The following is a 15,377-nucleotide window of genomic DNA, read 5'->3' on the forward strand; positions in this document are numbered from 1 at the left end:
AGTTATCCTGAAAAGCGAAGCGTAACAGAACCATTTATTGAATATGGTTCTGTTACGCTTCGCTTTTTTTGCCCACGAGTTCTGATATGAGAACCTGTTAACTATTGGCGAGTTTGGCGTAAAGGCCGGTTTGCGAGACATAGATATCGTAGGCCTTACCATCGGCGGGCTCAAAGACACCATTGCCATAAGTGGCATCTACAAAGGGCTTGCTCCAGGAGGCATTATGCGCCTGATTAAAGAAATCGCCGGCTCCTCCATTGAGATCAATGACGATGTGCTTGGAGTTACGTTCCAGGTTAGAGTCGTTGTAAGAGCCTTCCAGACGGGTCAACTTATAGCTGGAGTGGATACCGAAAATGTTCATCCAGGTCGGAAATTTGACCATGACACATTCGAGCCGCCAGAGATCCCCGTTGACATTGTATAATTTATTTGAAGTAGGATTCCCATCTTTATCTAACATGGTCAATTGAAGATTCATGTTGTGTGGATCATTTTCAAAACTGGTGGCCTGCACACGAGCGACTTTGATGTCGTTGGTAAGGCCAAGGTAGCTTTGAACGGCAAAAGTAAGCCAGAGCAGCGAGATGGCAAGTATGAGCATAATAATGCCACTGGTACCACGCTTCCAGCGTAACTCACGGCGTCGTTTGCGCCAACGGCGGTACTGACGGCCAGTTTCATCTTCGAACAGTTCGAGTTCATGCCGGCCACCAAACAAGCCCATGAGCGATGAGATAAGCATGCCAATGCCAAGTACCGCAATAATAAATAAGATAACTTGCGGCAAGCCAATTTGTACAGGTGTATTCATATAATCCTCAGCCTTTCGGATGGTGTTTCATAAAATTCCCAATGAGCTCAAGCATACCTCTTCTTAATACTATACGAGCAGAGCGTTTCTTTCAGTTCAAATTGCCGTAATAGGAAAAATCGCCAGTTCTTCTTGCCATTTGTCTTATTTGAAGCTTCCATCCGTGCAAATGTGTTTCTCTCTATACAATTAAACGTAGCAATAAGATAATATTCTAACCACACAAGGAAGCTCCTTTTCGAGAAATTACGCCCGTCCATAATTCCCATAATCTCTCTTGATTCCATACTTTCAGCGTATAATAATATTTTGACACACATAAGAATTATGCCCCTTTTAAATGAGACATTGTCAACATTTTCATGTGATCAACGTTTACAAACTAGAGGGCTAAAGCACATTGGCTTCGACAGGCCCAACAACTATCTTTAAGCAACCTTAACCAATTTCAAGATGGGGATCGGTAACCGTCATAACAAATGTTCGTATGCCTTTGCTGGCATACAGAAAAATGCAAGCATGTAAGGAGAGGCAGATGCCAAAAGCTAAAGCGATCCTATTTGATCTAGATGGTGTCCTGACTGATACGTCTGAATATCATTATCGGGCCTGGAAACAATTAGCAGACGAAGAGGGAATTCCTTTGACCCGAGAGGAGAATGATGCGCATCTACGTGGTGTAGGTCGGCGCGATTCTCTAATGTATATTATTCGTGGCCGCAACTATAGCGAAGACCAGATTCAGGATATGATGAAACGCAAAAATGACTATTATAATAAGCTCATCGAACAGATGAGTCCGAAGGAGGTTGTTGCTGGCGGCCGCGAGTTGCTGCAGGAGATTCGCCAGGCTGGCCTGAAGAGTGCAGTGGCCTCGGCCAGCAAAAATTGTCGTATCGTGCTAGAGCGATTACAGATTATCGATCTCTTCGATGGTATCGCCGATGGTAATAGCGTGGTCAATGGTAAGCCAGCTCCCGATATTTTTGTCTTTGCCGCTGGCCTGGTAAACACGTCAGTGATCGATTGTATCGGGGTAGAAGATGCCGACGCTGGAGTGGAAGCAATTAAGACCGCGGGCATGTATGCTCTAGGCGTAGGACCCAAAGAGCGCTTTAAGCGCGCCGACAAAGTGGTACCAACAATGGAGAATGTGCGTTTAAAAGATATACTGGCAGATGCATGAGCGCCTGAATAGGCGCTCTTTTGAGCTTCTGACTACAAGAGCGATGCAATGCATGGAGGATGCAACGTGGGAAATCTCTGGCAAGTAAACGAGGACTCGTTTAGCACCAATCTCAAGCAGATACAGAGCCAGGAGACGGTATTTACCATTGGCAATGGCTATTTTTGTACACGCGGTACGTTCGAAGAGGGCTATCCGCATGAAACGCCTGCGACACTCCTGTTTGGAGTTTTTGATAGCGTTCCGGTTTCCAAGGAAGAACTGGCGAACGCCCCTGATTGGATCGGTATTCAGCTGTTTGTCAACAACGAACGATTTCGCCTGGATAAGGGGAAACTGCTGGCATATACACGCTCACTCAATCTACAAAATGGGGTGCTGACACGTACCGTCCACTGGGAAAGCCCTGCTGGCATTCGTGTGCGTATCAATAGCGAGCGCTTCGCCAGTCTGGCGGATGAACATCTGGGGTTGATTCGCTATAGTGTCACAGTCGATGAGTCGCCTAAGGATCTGCCTGTGGCGATTTCATTGCGTGCTAACTTTAATGCGGCCCGGGGCAATTATGATGTAATGCACTGGGAAACAACTGATCAGGGCCATAGCTCGGATCTGCTCTGGTTGCAGAGCGAGACGCGTAAAACGAATGTAACCCTTGTACAAACAATGAGCTTTAATGCGGATACCACCGCATTCCAAAAAGAATTTGTGGATGGCGACATTGAGCCCAGTATTCGTCTGGTCGGCTCTCTCAATCCTCAGGAGAGCGTCACCACTGAAAAAACCGTAGTGATGTGTACGTCACGCGATAGCGATGATCCGCTCAAAAGCGCACTGGCCCATCATCAAAAAATCTTGAACACTGCTGCTGAAGAGACAGCAGGTAATGCACACAACGTTTTTATCTTTGATTATCAGTTGCAAAAACAGGATGAGGCCTGGGCTCATTTCTGGCAGCAGGCTGATATCTTGATAGAAGGCGACGATAAGGCTCAGGTAGGCGTGCGCTACAACCTCTATCAATTGCGCATCAATGCCTCAGATGATGATAGTCGCTATAGCATTGCCGCTAAAGGTATGACCGGCTTTGGCTACCGTGGGCATGTCTTCCACGATACAGAAGTCTTTATGCTACCTTTTTTCACCTATGAGCTTCCACACATCGCGCGTAACCTTTTGCTCTATCGCTACCACCTGCTCCCTGCTGCCCGCAAAAAGGCGGCCAGCAACGGCTACGCAGGCGCACAGTATCCCTGGGAAAGTACCCTTAACGGCGAAGAGACGACACCACCCTCGATCGTGCACCCCGAGACTGGTGAGGTCATCCCTGTGCTCAACGGTTTCATTGAGCTACATATTACTTCGAGCATCGCTCATGCGACGTGGGAATACTGGCGTGTCACGGCCGATGAAAAGTTTATGCGTGACTATGGTGTTGAAATGTTGTTGAGTACCGCCCTGTTCTGGGATAGCCGGGCCGAGAAAAATGAGCAACAAAATGACTACACCATCTCAAATGTAATTGGGCCCGATGAATGGCATGAGCATGTCAATAACAATGCCCATACTAATTTCATGGCGAAATACAATATTAAGATCGCTTTGGAGGCCCTGAAATGGCTGCAGAAGACGGCTCCCTCTAAAGCTAATGCCTTGATTGAACAGCTCGACCTGACAGACGAGCGCATAGCGCATATGCAAGATGTGCAAGAGCATCTGCGTATCCCACAAGATCCGGTTACAGGGCTGCTTGAGCAGTTCGATGGCTTCTTCAAACTGGCAAAATTCGACCAGGAAAAATATAAGGGCCGTAAGGATTCGTATCAGGGTATCCTCGGTGTGCATGAGATACAAAAGTATCAACTCATCAAACAGGCAGATGTCTTGATGCTTCTGACTATGCTGCGCCAGGAATTCGATTACGATACCAAGAAGGTCAATTGGGATTATTACTTCCCAATTACTGACCACGACTATGGTTCCTCTTTGACACCGGCCTTACACGCTATCCTGGGTAGTGAGCTGGGTCATACGGAAGAAGCTTACCAGATGTTCATGAAAGGTACTCTGGTCGATCTGGAAAACTTACGCGGCAATACGCCCGAAGGCATCCACGCCGCCTGTGCTGGAGCTGTCTGGCAGGCCACCGTCTTTGGCTTTGCCGGCCTGCGAGTCACCGAGGAGGGTTATACTACCGATCCTCACCTGCCTCATAACTGGCAACGCTTGAGTTTCCAGTTTAAGCATAAAGGTGAACCAGTTCATATCGACCTGAAACCCTAAAATTCCCTGCTGTGCGACGGCGGTTGAAATGGTTGCTTCAACCGCCGTCGCAGGCAAAAAAGCTTGACAAAAAACCAAAGTCGGGTTATTATATAACGCGTGGTCAATACGTGCATGAACATGCGCGCCACAATGTCCATATCCAATAAGGCGCATTCGTCTAGCGGCCTAGGACATCGCCCTCTCAAGGCGGAGATCACGGGTTCGAATCCCGTATGCGCTACCAGGACAAAAGGCATGAGCGAAAAGTCGCCTATGCCTTTTTTGTTACTCGTTTCAGGCAGATGTTGCATCCCTGCCTTGTCAAATCAGCTTTTTTTTGCTATAGATTATGACAACCAGAAATTCGCTAAGCTTTTTCGGGCCATTATCTTTGCTATATCGACGACATTTTGCTATAGTAGGAGTGTCCACAGACAGGATATCCTTGTCATTATTCAATCTGATGGAGACGAACAGAATTCTCAAGGAGGACTCCGAGGAACACTATGAATAAAAAGATCCTATTCGGACTTTTAGCCCTTTCTCTTATTACCGTTTTATTCTCTGCCTGTAGAGTTATTGATGCCAACTCTATTCCTAAGAATGTGGCCGCCCATATGGGTGCATCATCGTTTATTGAGACTGAAGTGACTGTGCCCAAAGGCCAAAAATTGGACCTCATCGATAACGTTGCTGCTCCACACGTAATTAAAAACGGTACCTGGAATGGTTCCACACCAGATCCAACCAAAGAGGCAGGCGCTCCCGATGTCAATGTGAACTTCACTGGTGGCGATAAAGCTACTATCGGACCATTCAACACCGCTGGTACATTTAAACTGTATTGTACAATTCACGGTGGCATGAAGCTTTCAGTGATTGTGAAATAATTTTTCTCAAATATCTTTAAGAAGCACAGCATATTTCTAGAACTGGCGCGCAAGACTAGACCCTCGCTGTGCTTCTTTTCTTTTCTTCTTCTTTATCTCCTCATGTACCCTTCTTCTGGTAGAATAAGTCCCGGATACAGAAAGATATAGTACTTTCATGGTATATGTTGCACAAATTTACGGCCCCGGCCGGAAGGTGTGCTATACTACGCAGCAGTATTGATTATATACGAGGGTGATAGTCGATTTATGCAACAGAAAACATTCAAACAAGACATAAAAGTAAAACCAATTTCACTCGCTCTCAAATGTGGAGCGGTGTCGTGTGCTTTGTTACTTAGTGTTGTAGTAGTCGCCTGCGGGGCAAATGCTGATACGACCACTGCGGCTGCTCAACCGCAGCCAACAACGACTATTAATCTCAATGGATCATCACTTACCCCCACGCCGACACTTCCACCACAGGCGTGTGGCGTCTGGCTGCTCAATTCATCCCCCACCTTCGATGAAAAAGGCGTCATCACCATCTACGCTAAGTTCATCAAAAATGATGAGAATGGCAATCCGGTCGGCATTGGTGGCGCAGGCGTCAACTTTAATATCACCTGGGGTGATCTATCTACTACACAGCTGAATGCTGTTACTACCAGCGATGGCCTGGCAGTGGCCAATCTACCTATGGCCGGGCATGTCGCCGCCATCAACCGGCTTTCATTGATTACGGCTCAGTTTTCTTCTGGTAACGTGTCCTGTCAGGTAGATAATACACGCCCACAGTCTTTTGTGGTTACAACCGGAACTAAAACCACAGGCACAGTTACACCTGGTACAGGCGGAAAAAGAAACCGAAAACCGGGTAACTAGGGCGATCGTGTTGCCACTGGTGCGCCTCAACAATAATTTATTTAAGTGAAAAGGCGAGAACGCGTTAAACGTGTTCTCGCCTTTTCACGTTGACAAGCTAACCTCACGTGTGCTACGCTCTTCACGTTATAGAATTCCTTTTCTGGACGTCCCAAGGAAGGGTTGAGGCGGTGGATGGACAGCTACCCATGTTGCCTCCTTCATAACAAGGAACCAATATCGATGAAGTCCAACATGGATTACCATTTGATGCTACGCTTTGTATCGCTGTCGCTTTATTCCATCTTTCTGCTCTCTTCCTGTGTATGGAGCGAAAGGAGTTAAGCCGATTTCTCAAAGTAGCGTACACTGAAGTTAAAGAATGACCTGACTCATTCCTCACAGCACAAGCACAGCAAGCTCTTTTGTATCATTGGTTGCATAGAAGTATCGCGCTCAAGCCTTTCGTTGCTGTCGAAAGGGGTCGCGATTAGCAGAGGTAAAGGTACTATCAATGACGACGAAGCGTTCAATTACCGTCACCGTCAACGGGCAGCAGCAACATAGCGAGATCGAGCCGCGCACATTGCTGGTCCATTATTTACGTGAAGTACTGGATCTCACAGGAACCCATATCGGCTGTAACACTTCACAATGTGGAGCCTGCGTAGTTATGCTCAACGGTGAAGCGGTCAAATCCTGTACAGTGCTGGCCGTTCAGGCAGATGGTGGTGAGGTAACAACCATCGAAGGTCTGGCCCCTGAAGGCAGCCTGCACCCGATTCAGGAAGGTTTCTGGGAGAAGCATGGCTTACAGTGTGGCTTCTGCACACCTGGTATGATCATGGCCTCTTATCAACTTCTCAAGAATAATCCTCATCCAACCGAGGCCGAGATTCGCCGTGGCTTAGAAGGCAATATCTGCCGCTGTACCGGTTATCAGAATATTGTCCGAGCCGTCCAGGATGCCGCCGAGCGCATGAGCACCAGCGCGGAAACTCCGGTCCCCGCAGGAGATTAGTCCCAATCCTTTTGTTGCGCAAGGATGCTCTCTAACCATTGTTGTGTATGGAATAGGTTTCATTTCTCAACGTATGAGAAAGGATATGTACACTCATGGGCATTGCAGCTATGCTTGGTACGCCGATCAAACGGCGTGAGGACCCACGCTTGATTACAGGTCAAGCAACCTATGTCGATGACATCAAGCTCCTTGGTATGCTCCACATGGCGGTGCTCCGTAGCCCTTACGGACATGCCCGGATCACCAGCATCAATACAGACGCCGCCCGCCAACAACCCGGTGTGGTCGCCGTCTATACCGCGCAAGATATTAAAGGTACTGTTGGCAATATTCCAGTGGCGGCTCCCCTTCCTCCACATATCACAAATGGTATGGGAAGACGCCTGCCACTTGCTGAAGGCAAAGTGCGCTTCTATGGAGATCCAGTGGCGATTGTGATCGCGGAGAACCGCTATATCGCCCGTGACGCCCTGGATCTCATAGATATCGACTATGAACCACTCCCAGCTGCTATCGATATCGAGAAAGCCATGCAGCCCGATGCTCCGATCCTCTATGAAGAATTCAAGACTAATGTCGCCGTCTCTATGCATCCCTCATCCGAAGCCATCGATAAGGTCTTTGCGGAGACCGTGGCCAACGGCGGCGTCATCGTTAAAGAGCGCTTCGTCAACCAACGCGTGGCCCCATCTCCAATGGAGACGCGTGGCGTGGTGGCAGAGTTCAGGAAGTCCGATAAGTCTCTCAGTCTATGGAGCTCTTCCCAGATTCCTCACCTGCTGCGAAACTATCTGGCGGAACAATTGGGCCTGGCCCAGCACCAGGTGCGCGTCATTGTCCCTGAGGTCGGAGGTGGCTTCGGCTGCAAACTAAACATCTATCCAGAAGAAGCGCTGGCCTCTTTTGCCGCCATGAAAACTGGACGTCCGGTGAAGTGGATTGAGGACCGCGACGAAAACCTGGCGGCCACGATCCATGGTCGCGACCAGGTAAACTACATGGAGGCTGCCGCGACTAAGGAGGGTAAGGTCGTTGGGCTAAAGTTTCACATTATCTCGGATCTAGGCTCATACCTGCAATTCTTTACCGATGTGATCGCCATCGCATTTACCCTGCCAATGTTGAGTGGCTGTTATGATATTCCCAACATCTATAGCAGTTGCGATACCGTCTTTACTAACAAGGCTCCAACGGACGCCTATCGCGGTGCTGGACGCCCTGAAGCTGCCTATATGGTTGAACGCGCCATAGATCTGGTAGCCAATGAGTTGAAGCGCGATCCTGCCGAGATCCGTTTGTTGAACTTTGTGCAACCCGAACAGTTTCCACACACCATGGCAACCGGGGCCCTCTATGATAGCGGCAACTATGCAGCCGCCCTCGAAAAGGCCATGGATATTATCCAATACGATAAGTTACGCGAAGAGCAGAAACAGGCCCGCGCGCAAGGCAAATTGATGGGCATCGGGATCTCCTCGTATGTCGAGATCTGCGGCATCGGTCCCAAGGGAACCACGCCGTTTGGTCTGTACGAAAGTGCCCGCGTGCGCATTGAGCAGACCGGCACGGTGATGGTCTACACAGGATCTTCACCCCATGGACAGGGAGAAGAAACGACCTTTGCCCAGATCGTTGGCAATGAGTTTGGCATCCCCCAGGAGAAGGTCTTGATCCTACATGGCGATACCGACTCTACTCCCGAAGGACGTGGCACCTATGGTAGCCGTACGACGGCAGTGGGTGGTACCGCAGTCTATCAGGCTGCACTGCGCTTAAAACAGAAGATGGCGACGATTGCAGCCGCAATGTTGGAGGCCAGCGCAACCGATATTGAGCTAGAAGAGGGCAAGTTTACTGTTGTCGGCTCGCCACAGAAATCGGTCTCATTTGAGGATGTGGCCGCGACCGCCAATACGTCTAACACGCTGGCGCCAGGTATCGAGCCCGGATTGGAGACCACCGTTTTCTTTGAGCCAGAGGCCTGTACCTTCCCCTTTGGTACCCATATCTGCGTTGTTGAGATCAATCAGGAGACGGGCGAGCCCAGGATCACGCGCTATGTGGCAGTCGATGACTGTGGCAAACAACTCAATCCTCTCATCGTCGCCGGACAGGTTCACGGTGGCATTGCGCAGGGCGTCGGGCAAGCGATGTATGAAGAAGTAGTTTATAATGAAGACGGACAACTGCTGACGTCGACCTTCATGGACTATGCCATGCCTATCGCGCCAGAGTTACCATTCTTCGAGCTAGATCATACCGTCACACCGACCCTTGTCAATCCGCTGGGCGTCAAAGGCGTTGGAGAGGCTGGCACCATTGGCTCGACACCAGCGGTCGCGGCAGCTGTAGCCGATGCGCTGGGCGTCAACCATATTGATATGCCGCTTAAGGCCGAAAAATTGTGGCGGATCATCCATAAGCAATAGAGAGGAAAAGTGTATGTCTGTACCTGCAGTATTCGATTATCATCCCGCTACATCGGTGGACGAGGCCATCGCGCTTTTGCAACAATACGGAGATGAAGCAAAAGTGCTGGCTGGAGGTCATAGTCTGATTCCAGCGATGAAACTGCGCCTGTCTCAGCCGGAACATCTGATCGATATCGGAGGATCAGCGGCCTCTCCTACATCCGTGAGGAGGAAGGCAATATCGTTGTGGGCGCGTTGACCACCTATACCCAGATTGAGAAATCCGATCTGTTGCGCACTCATTTTCCTTTGCTGACCGAAGGGACCACGATGATTGGCGATCAACAGGTACGCAATCGTGGCACCATTGGGGGCAGCATCGCTCACTCTGATCCAGCCGCCGATATGCCAGGCATTGTACTGGCCCTGAAAGCGGAGATTGTGGTTCAAGGTCCACAGGGCCAGCGCACCATCAAAGCCGACGATTTCTTTGTGGATACCTTCACGACGGCTTTGGAACCTAATGAGCTGCTGGTTGAATTACGCTTCCCTGTTTTGGCTGCCCGGACTGGCTCTGCCTATGAGAAGCTGGCCAACAAAGCCTCGCATTATGCTATCGCAGGTTGTGCAGCCCTCATTACGCGTGGAACGGACGGCACCTGCTCAGCAGCCAGTATCGCTATTACCGGTGCGACCGTGCGTACAATTCGGGCCAGCGCCGTTGAGAGCGCACTGGTTGGCAGTCAGCTAGATGAGGCCACCATCAGCGCGGCGGTCAGCCACGCGACCGATGGCGAGAGTATGATCTCGGATATCCATGGTTCCGAAGAGTACCGTCGTAAAATGGCCGCCGTTGTCGCGCGCCGTGCGATCCTGAAAGCCATCGAGCGCATTTAAAAGGTTGCTACCCGTATATTGTAAGAATACATTGTAACAATACATTGTAACGATACAAATATACAGTATTATGTACCCCTTGCGAACGTTTGCTCAGTTGAAAGACTGCGCAAGCGTCCGCAAGGGGACATCTATACAGGCAAGCAAACATGGTCATAAAGTTTGTATAATGAAGGAACAAATATAGAAGTCTGAATCACCGCTAGACCGCTAGAAAGAATCCATTGAGTTATGAACGATATCCGCATAGAGCGCTGGGCGCATACGCTGGTCCACTACTGCCTCTATTTAAAACCAGGAGACATCCTCTCCATTCAAGCCACGCCACTGGCGACCCCTTTGATTGAGGCTGTCTACCGCGAAGCATTGCACGTCGGAGCACATCCGGTTCCTGTCATCGAACTCGAAGGATTGACTGAGATCTTACTGCGCGAGGGCAATGACAGCCAGCTCACCACAGCTTCACCGGTTGCCCTGGCGCTGGCAGAAAAAGCCAATGCCCGCCTGAGTATCCAGTCCGCTAGCAATCCCAAGGCTTTGAGCACGGTCCCACCTGCCCGCAGTGCCAAACGCCGCCAGGCCAGTCATGCAATCGCCAACATGTTCCGCCAACGTGAGCAGGCCGGCGATTTCCGCTGGTGTGGTACCCTCTACCCGACAACAGGCTATGCACAGGAAGCTAATATGTCTTTAAAAGAGTTCGAGGAATTTGTCTTCGAGGTCTGCTTCCTTAACGATCCTGATCCGATCGCCAGATGGAAAGAGCTGGCTAGCCAGCAACAACACTACGTTGATTGGCTGGTAGGCAAAAAACAGGTCCATGTCCTGGGAGAAGGCACCGATCTCAAACTATCGATCGCGGACCGCATTTTTATCAATAGCGATGGTAAACGCAATTTCCCCAGTGGAGAATTTTTTACGGGTCCAATTGAGAACAGCGCCAATGGCGTGGTACAATTCGATATTCCAGCCACCTACGATGGTCGATCCGTTGAGGGGGTGCGCCTGGTATTCCGCGAAGGTAAAGTTGTCGAAGCCAGCGCACGCCAGGGCAATGACTACCTCCAGCAGATGCTTAACCTGGATGAAGGGGCTCGCTACCTGGGAGAGTTCGCCTTTGGCAACAATAAGGGTGTGACCCATGCCACCAAACAAATTTTATTCGACGAGAAGATGGGCGGCACCATCCATATGGCCCTGGGAGCCAGCTATCCCGAGACCGGCGGTCTCAATCGCTCCGCCCTGCACTGGGATATGGTCTGCGATCTGCGTACATCCGGCGAAGTATGGATCGACGACACCCTCTTCCTGAAAAACGGCCAGGTATTAGTCTAAAACAATCATCATATATCAAACATTATTAGTATTTATTGGAGGCTTACGTTGGAGCAGGCACAGTTTAGCCAACTTAACAATTTTGCAACAATTGAAGATGTACAACATGCGATGTCCGAGCAACACTACATCGCGGATCGCAGCCTGGCAACTGCGATCTTTCTGTCACTCAAGCGACGTAAGCCACTTTTGCTCGAAGGCGAACCAGGCGTCGGCAAAACAGAGATCGCCAAGGTGCTCTCCGCTTTACTAGGGACGCGTTTGATTCGCTTGCAATGCTACGAGGGCATCGACGTCAATACAGCAGTTTATGAATGGAATTATACGCGTCAGATGCTACACATTCGGATGCTAGAAGCCAATGCAGGTGAGCGGCAGACAGAGATGAAAGAGATCTTTGGACCTGAATTCCTGATGCAGCGCCCACTCTTGCAGGCTATCGATCCCAATAACGCCGCCCCCCCGGTCTTGCTCATCGATGAACTGGACCGTAGCGATGAGGAATTTGAGGCCTATCTGCTGGAACTGCTGTCAGACTTCCAGATTACTATTCCAGAGATTGGGACTATCCAGGCCAAAGAGCCTCCATTTGTCATTATCACATCCAATCGTACCCGTGAGATTCATGATGCCTTGCGTCGTCGCTGCCTCTATTACTGGATTGATTTTCCGAGCCTGGAAAAAGAATACCAGATTATTCTGACACGTATGCCTGAGGCACCAGAGCGCCTGGCCAAGCAGGTAACCCATTTCGTCCATGAGTTGCGCGACCTGGAATTATATAAAGCTCCTGGGATCGCCGAGACGTTGGACTGGATGAGCTCATTGCTGGCCCTGGATCAACAGGAGCTAACGGAGGGCGCGATCCGCGACTCGCTGGGCGCCTTGCTCAAATACCAGGATGACTTGCTGAAGGTCGGCGGCCTCGACATTGGCAAGATTCTGCAGAAACTGCGAGGAGTTTCCTGATCATGAATGTACAACCACCAGAGGATCAAGCAATTCAGGCGCTCTCAGCCAAGGAGTTAGAGCACGGCGAACGGCTGCTCTATCGCCTGACTGAGTTTGGTCGTCTACTCTGGGAGTCGGGCATTAATGTGGGACCCCATCAGCTACTGGACCTGGCGGAGACGCTGAATTTCATCGATATTACCAATGCCGAAGACTTTTACGCGACCCTCAAGTGTAGCTTGCTGACCCGTCATGAGCAGACGGCGATTTTCGATCAGATGTTTTATTATTTCTGGTCGATGCGCTCCAATCTGGATAAAAAACTCGAGAATAATACCAATAGCGGGATCAAACGCGAAGAGCGCCAGATGCGTCTGCCACCCTCGGAGCGTAAGCGCCTGGCCGAACATCTAAAAACTAGCGAGATGCGCAAGGAGCTGCGTGGCGAGATGCGCCCGACCGAGCGTAAACGTACCGCTGAAGAAGATGATGAAGAGAGCAAAAACGATCTAGGTGAGCCACAGGGGACCGCCTATAGCGCGATTGAGCAACTGCGCAAGAAGGATTTTGAGAACTTTACCTGGGAGGAAGTACAAGAGGCCAAGCGCTTGATGGCTGAAATGCATTGGAATCTGGGCCAACGTTCCACGCGCCGTAAAGCACCGGCCCGCTCTGGCTCGTATCCCGACATGCGGCGCATAGTCAGGCGCAATTTGAAATATGGCGCGGAAATGATCGAATTGACCTGGCGCGAGATCAAACAGAAGCCACGGCCACTGGTCATTATCTGCGACATCAGTGGCTCGATGAGCCTCTATTCGCGTTTGCTACTGCATTTTATCCATACGGTATCAAACGGCTTGATGAATGTCGAAGCCTTTGTCTTTGGCACACGCCTGACACGCATCACACGCCAGTTAAAGAAGCGCGATGTTGATGATGCGGTACGCGATGTCTCCAAGTCGGTACAGGATTGGTCGGGTGGCACTCGTATCGGTGATGCCCTGCACTACTTTAACTATCACTGGGCCAAACGTGTACTGGGTCGAGGAGCCGTGGTACTTATCATCAGCGACGGCTGGGACCGTGGAGAGGCCGATACGCTCCGCGTCGAGATGGATCGCCTGCAGCGTAGTTGTCACCGCCTGATCTGGCTCAATCCTTTGCTTGGCTCACCGGACTACCGCCCACTCACCATCGGCATGAAAACATCCTTGCCTTTCATCGATGATTTTCTGCCCTCACACAATTTAGACAGCCTGTTTAGTCTGGGGAACTTACTCTCTAACATTGATGATAGCCGTCCTGACCGCAGTGAGGCCGCCCGCCGCAAAGCGGTCAAAGTCTGGAGCAAACCCCAAAGACGTCCTTAAGGGCTGTTCCGTATATTAAAAGAGAAGTATATTTCCAGCGAGTCCAGGCATGGAGGGAGAATAATATGCGCGACGTACTACCCGATATCGAAAAATGGCGAGCACAGGGCGAACAGGTCGCCGTCGCCACCGTCATCAGTATGATTGGTTCAGCCCCCCGTCTTCCGGGTGCCAAACTGGCGGTCAACGAAAAAGGCGAGCTAACAGGCTCAGTCAGTGGGGGTTGTGTCGAGCCAGCTGTCGTACATGCAGCCATGGAAGTTATCAAAAACGGAGAGCCCCAGCTCCTCGAATTTGGTATTAGCGAAGCCGACAATATCGAAAAGATCGGCCTTGCCTGTGGGGGCACCATCCGCGTCTTCGTTGAACGCCTGGATTGGTAAGACCACCCCAAGAAACCGACAATAAACACGGACCTCTGCGATTCGTGTTTATTCTAATTTTCGTGCAGGGACGGAGGAGGCGGGGACAATCACCGCACGCACAGAAAGAATAAGAGGAGAATCATGGGCAAACTCTATGAAGAATTCAGGGATAGAATCGAGCAGGAGCGAGGTATCGCCATTGCTACTGTAGTACGTGGTGCTGCCCACGTTGGAACCAAGCTACTTATCTATCCTGATGCGAGCAGCCAGGGAACACTGGGATCTCCTCAACTCGATCAACAAGTAATTGGAGATGCTATGCGCGCCATCTGGAGTGGCGTCGCCTCCACCCACACCTACAATCTTGAGCCAGACTCACAGGCGATTGAAGTCTTTATTGAAGGCTTTCCCCACCGCCAGAATTGATCATCGTCGGAGCCGGCCATATCGCCATCCCTCTTACCACCTTTGCCAAAACCCTCAATTATCGCGTCGTCGTAATCGACGCCCGGGCCGCCTTTGCGACCCAGGAACGTTTCCCCCACGCAGACGAATTGATCGTCGCCTGGCCAGACGAAATCTTATCCCAGCGACCACTCTATCCATCTACCTCCGTCGCCGTCCTGACCCATGATCCCAAATTCGACGAACCCACCCTCAAAGTCTTGCTTGAACGACACACCGGCTATATTGGAGCAATCGGCAGTCGCAAAACCAGCGCCGAACGCGCCGAACGCCTGAAACAGCAAGGCCTCAGCCCAGAACAACTCGAACGAATCCACGGCCCCATCGGCCTCAATATCGGCGCCACCTCGCCAGAAGAGATCGCCCTCGCCATCATCGCCCAGATCGTCGCCTACCGCCACGACAAACAACCCTGACACAAAAAATTGCACGAGAGGCTAACCATCCTCTCCCCACCACAGGTTCTCGAACAAATAAAATTGGGCGAATGCAAGAGGTGCAGGAGGGGCGCTAGCTCCTCCTGCCGGGGTTTGGTGGCAGGCATGCTGGGGGCAT

Annotated in this window: 14 protein-coding genes, 1 tRNA gene and 1 pseudogene; 15 read left to right on the top strand and 1 reads right to left on the bottom strand. The window is 50.6% G+C overall.

Going from position 1 to position 15,377, the window contains the following annotated elements; translation table 11 throughout:
- Positions 1–97: 97 nt before the first annotated feature.
- Entirely contained in the window at positions 98–817 is a 720-nt protein-coding gene (locus tag EL645_RS01885) for a hypothetical protein (RefSeq protein WP_126548472.1), read from the bottom strand.
- A 535-nt stretch (positions 818–1,352) separates the two neighbouring features.
- Here EL645_RS01885 and pgmB point away from each other — a divergent pair.
- From pgmB to EL645_RS40495, 15 genes and pseudogenes are all read left to right on the top strand, one after another.
- Entirely contained in the window at positions 1,353–2,003 is a 651-nt protein-coding gene (gene pgmB / locus EL645_RS01890; RefSeq protein WP_126548473.1) for a beta-phosphoglucomutase, read from the top strand.
- A gap of 66 nt (positions 2,004–2,069) precedes the next feature.
- Positions 2,070–4,286: a glycoside hydrolase family 65 protein gene (locus EL645_RS01895; protein ID WP_161977032.1), complete on the top strand. Its 2,217-nt coding sequence runs from the start codon at positions 2,070–2,072 to the stop codon at positions 4,284–4,286.
- 149 nt (positions 4,287–4,435) lie between these two features.
- A tRNA-Glu gene (locus EL645_RS01900) sits at positions 4,436–4,512 on the top strand.
- A 262-nt stretch (positions 4,513–4,774) separates the two neighbouring features.
- A complete protein-coding gene (locus EL645_RS01905) occupies positions 4,775–5,158 on the top strand; it encodes a cupredoxin domain-containing protein (RefSeq protein WP_126548475.1) in 384 nt (127 codons plus the stop codon).
- 330 nt (positions 5,159–5,488) lie between these two features.
- Positions 5,489–6,022, top strand: coding sequence for a hypothetical protein (locus EL645_RS01910; RefSeq protein WP_126548476.1), 534 nt, complete (start codon positions 5,489–5,491; stop codon positions 6,020–6,022).
- 493 nt (positions 6,023–6,515) lie between these two features.
- The gene (locus EL645_RS01915) at positions 6,516–7,022 is read left to right on the top strand and encodes a (2Fe-2S)-binding protein (RefSeq protein WP_126548477.1); all 507 of its coding nucleotides are present in this window, start codon (positions 6,516–6,518) and stop codon (positions 7,020–7,022) included.
- A 95-nt stretch (positions 7,023–7,117) separates the two neighbouring features.
- Positions 7,118–9,454 carry a xanthine dehydrogenase family protein molybdopterin-binding subunit gene (locus tag EL645_RS01920; protein WP_126548478.1) on the top strand — a complete coding sequence of 779 codons (2,337 nt, stop codon included), beginning with the start codon at positions 7,118–7,120 and terminating at the stop codon, positions 9,452–9,454.
- Between the two features lie 13 nt (positions 9,455–9,467).
- Positions 9,468–9,931 (top strand): annotated as a pseudogene (locus EL645_RS42220) (FAD binding domain-containing protein); the annotation flags it as partial.
- Positions 9,929–10,333: an FAD binding domain-containing protein gene (locus EL645_RS42225; protein ID WP_246035498.1), complete on the top strand. Its 405-nt coding sequence runs from the start codon at positions 9,929–9,931 to the stop codon at positions 10,331–10,333. The pseudogene EL645_RS42220 and the gene EL645_RS42225, both read left to right, overlap by 3 nt.
- A gap of 231 nt (positions 10,334–10,564) precedes the next feature.
- Positions 10,565–11,668 carry an aminopeptidase gene (locus tag EL645_RS01930; protein WP_126548479.1) on the top strand — a complete coding sequence of 368 codons (1,104 nt, stop codon included), beginning with the start codon at positions 10,565–10,567 and terminating at the stop codon, positions 11,666–11,668.
- 111 nt (positions 11,669–11,779) lie between these two features.
- Entirely contained in the window at positions 11,780–12,637 is an 858-nt protein-coding gene (locus EL645_RS01935) for an AAA family ATPase (RefSeq protein ID WP_126553972.1), read from the top strand.
- 2 nt (positions 12,638–12,639) lie between these two features.
- On the top strand, positions 12,640–13,992 hold the full coding sequence (locus tag EL645_RS01940; protein WP_126548480.1) for a vWA domain-containing protein: 1,353 nt from the start codon (positions 12,640–12,642) through the stop codon (positions 13,990–13,992).
- A 65-nt stretch (positions 13,993–14,057) separates the two neighbouring features.
- On the top strand, positions 14,058–14,375 hold the full coding sequence (locus EL645_RS01945; protein WP_126548481.1) for an XdhC family protein: 318 nt from the start codon (positions 14,058–14,060) through the stop codon (positions 14,373–14,375).
- A gap of 123 nt (positions 14,376–14,498) precedes the next feature.
- Positions 14,499–14,783 carry an XdhC family protein gene (locus tag EL645_RS40490; protein WP_218031671.1) on the top strand — a complete coding sequence of 95 codons (285 nt, stop codon included), beginning with the start codon at positions 14,499–14,501 and terminating at the stop codon, positions 14,781–14,783.
- On the top strand, positions 14,780–15,238 hold the full coding sequence (locus EL645_RS40495; protein ID WP_218031672.1) for an XdhC family protein: 459 nt from the start codon (positions 14,780–14,782) through the stop codon (positions 15,236–15,238). The genes EL645_RS40490 and EL645_RS40495 overlap by 4 nt, the downstream gene beginning before the upstream one ends.
- Positions 15,239–15,377 lie beyond the last annotated feature (139 nt).

This window comes from Dictyobacter kobayashii (assembly GCF_003967555.1).
In the GTDB taxonomy this organism is placed as follows: domain Bacteria; phylum Chloroflexota; class Ktedonobacteria; order Ktedonobacterales; family Ktedonobacteraceae; genus Dictyobacter; species Dictyobacter kobayashii.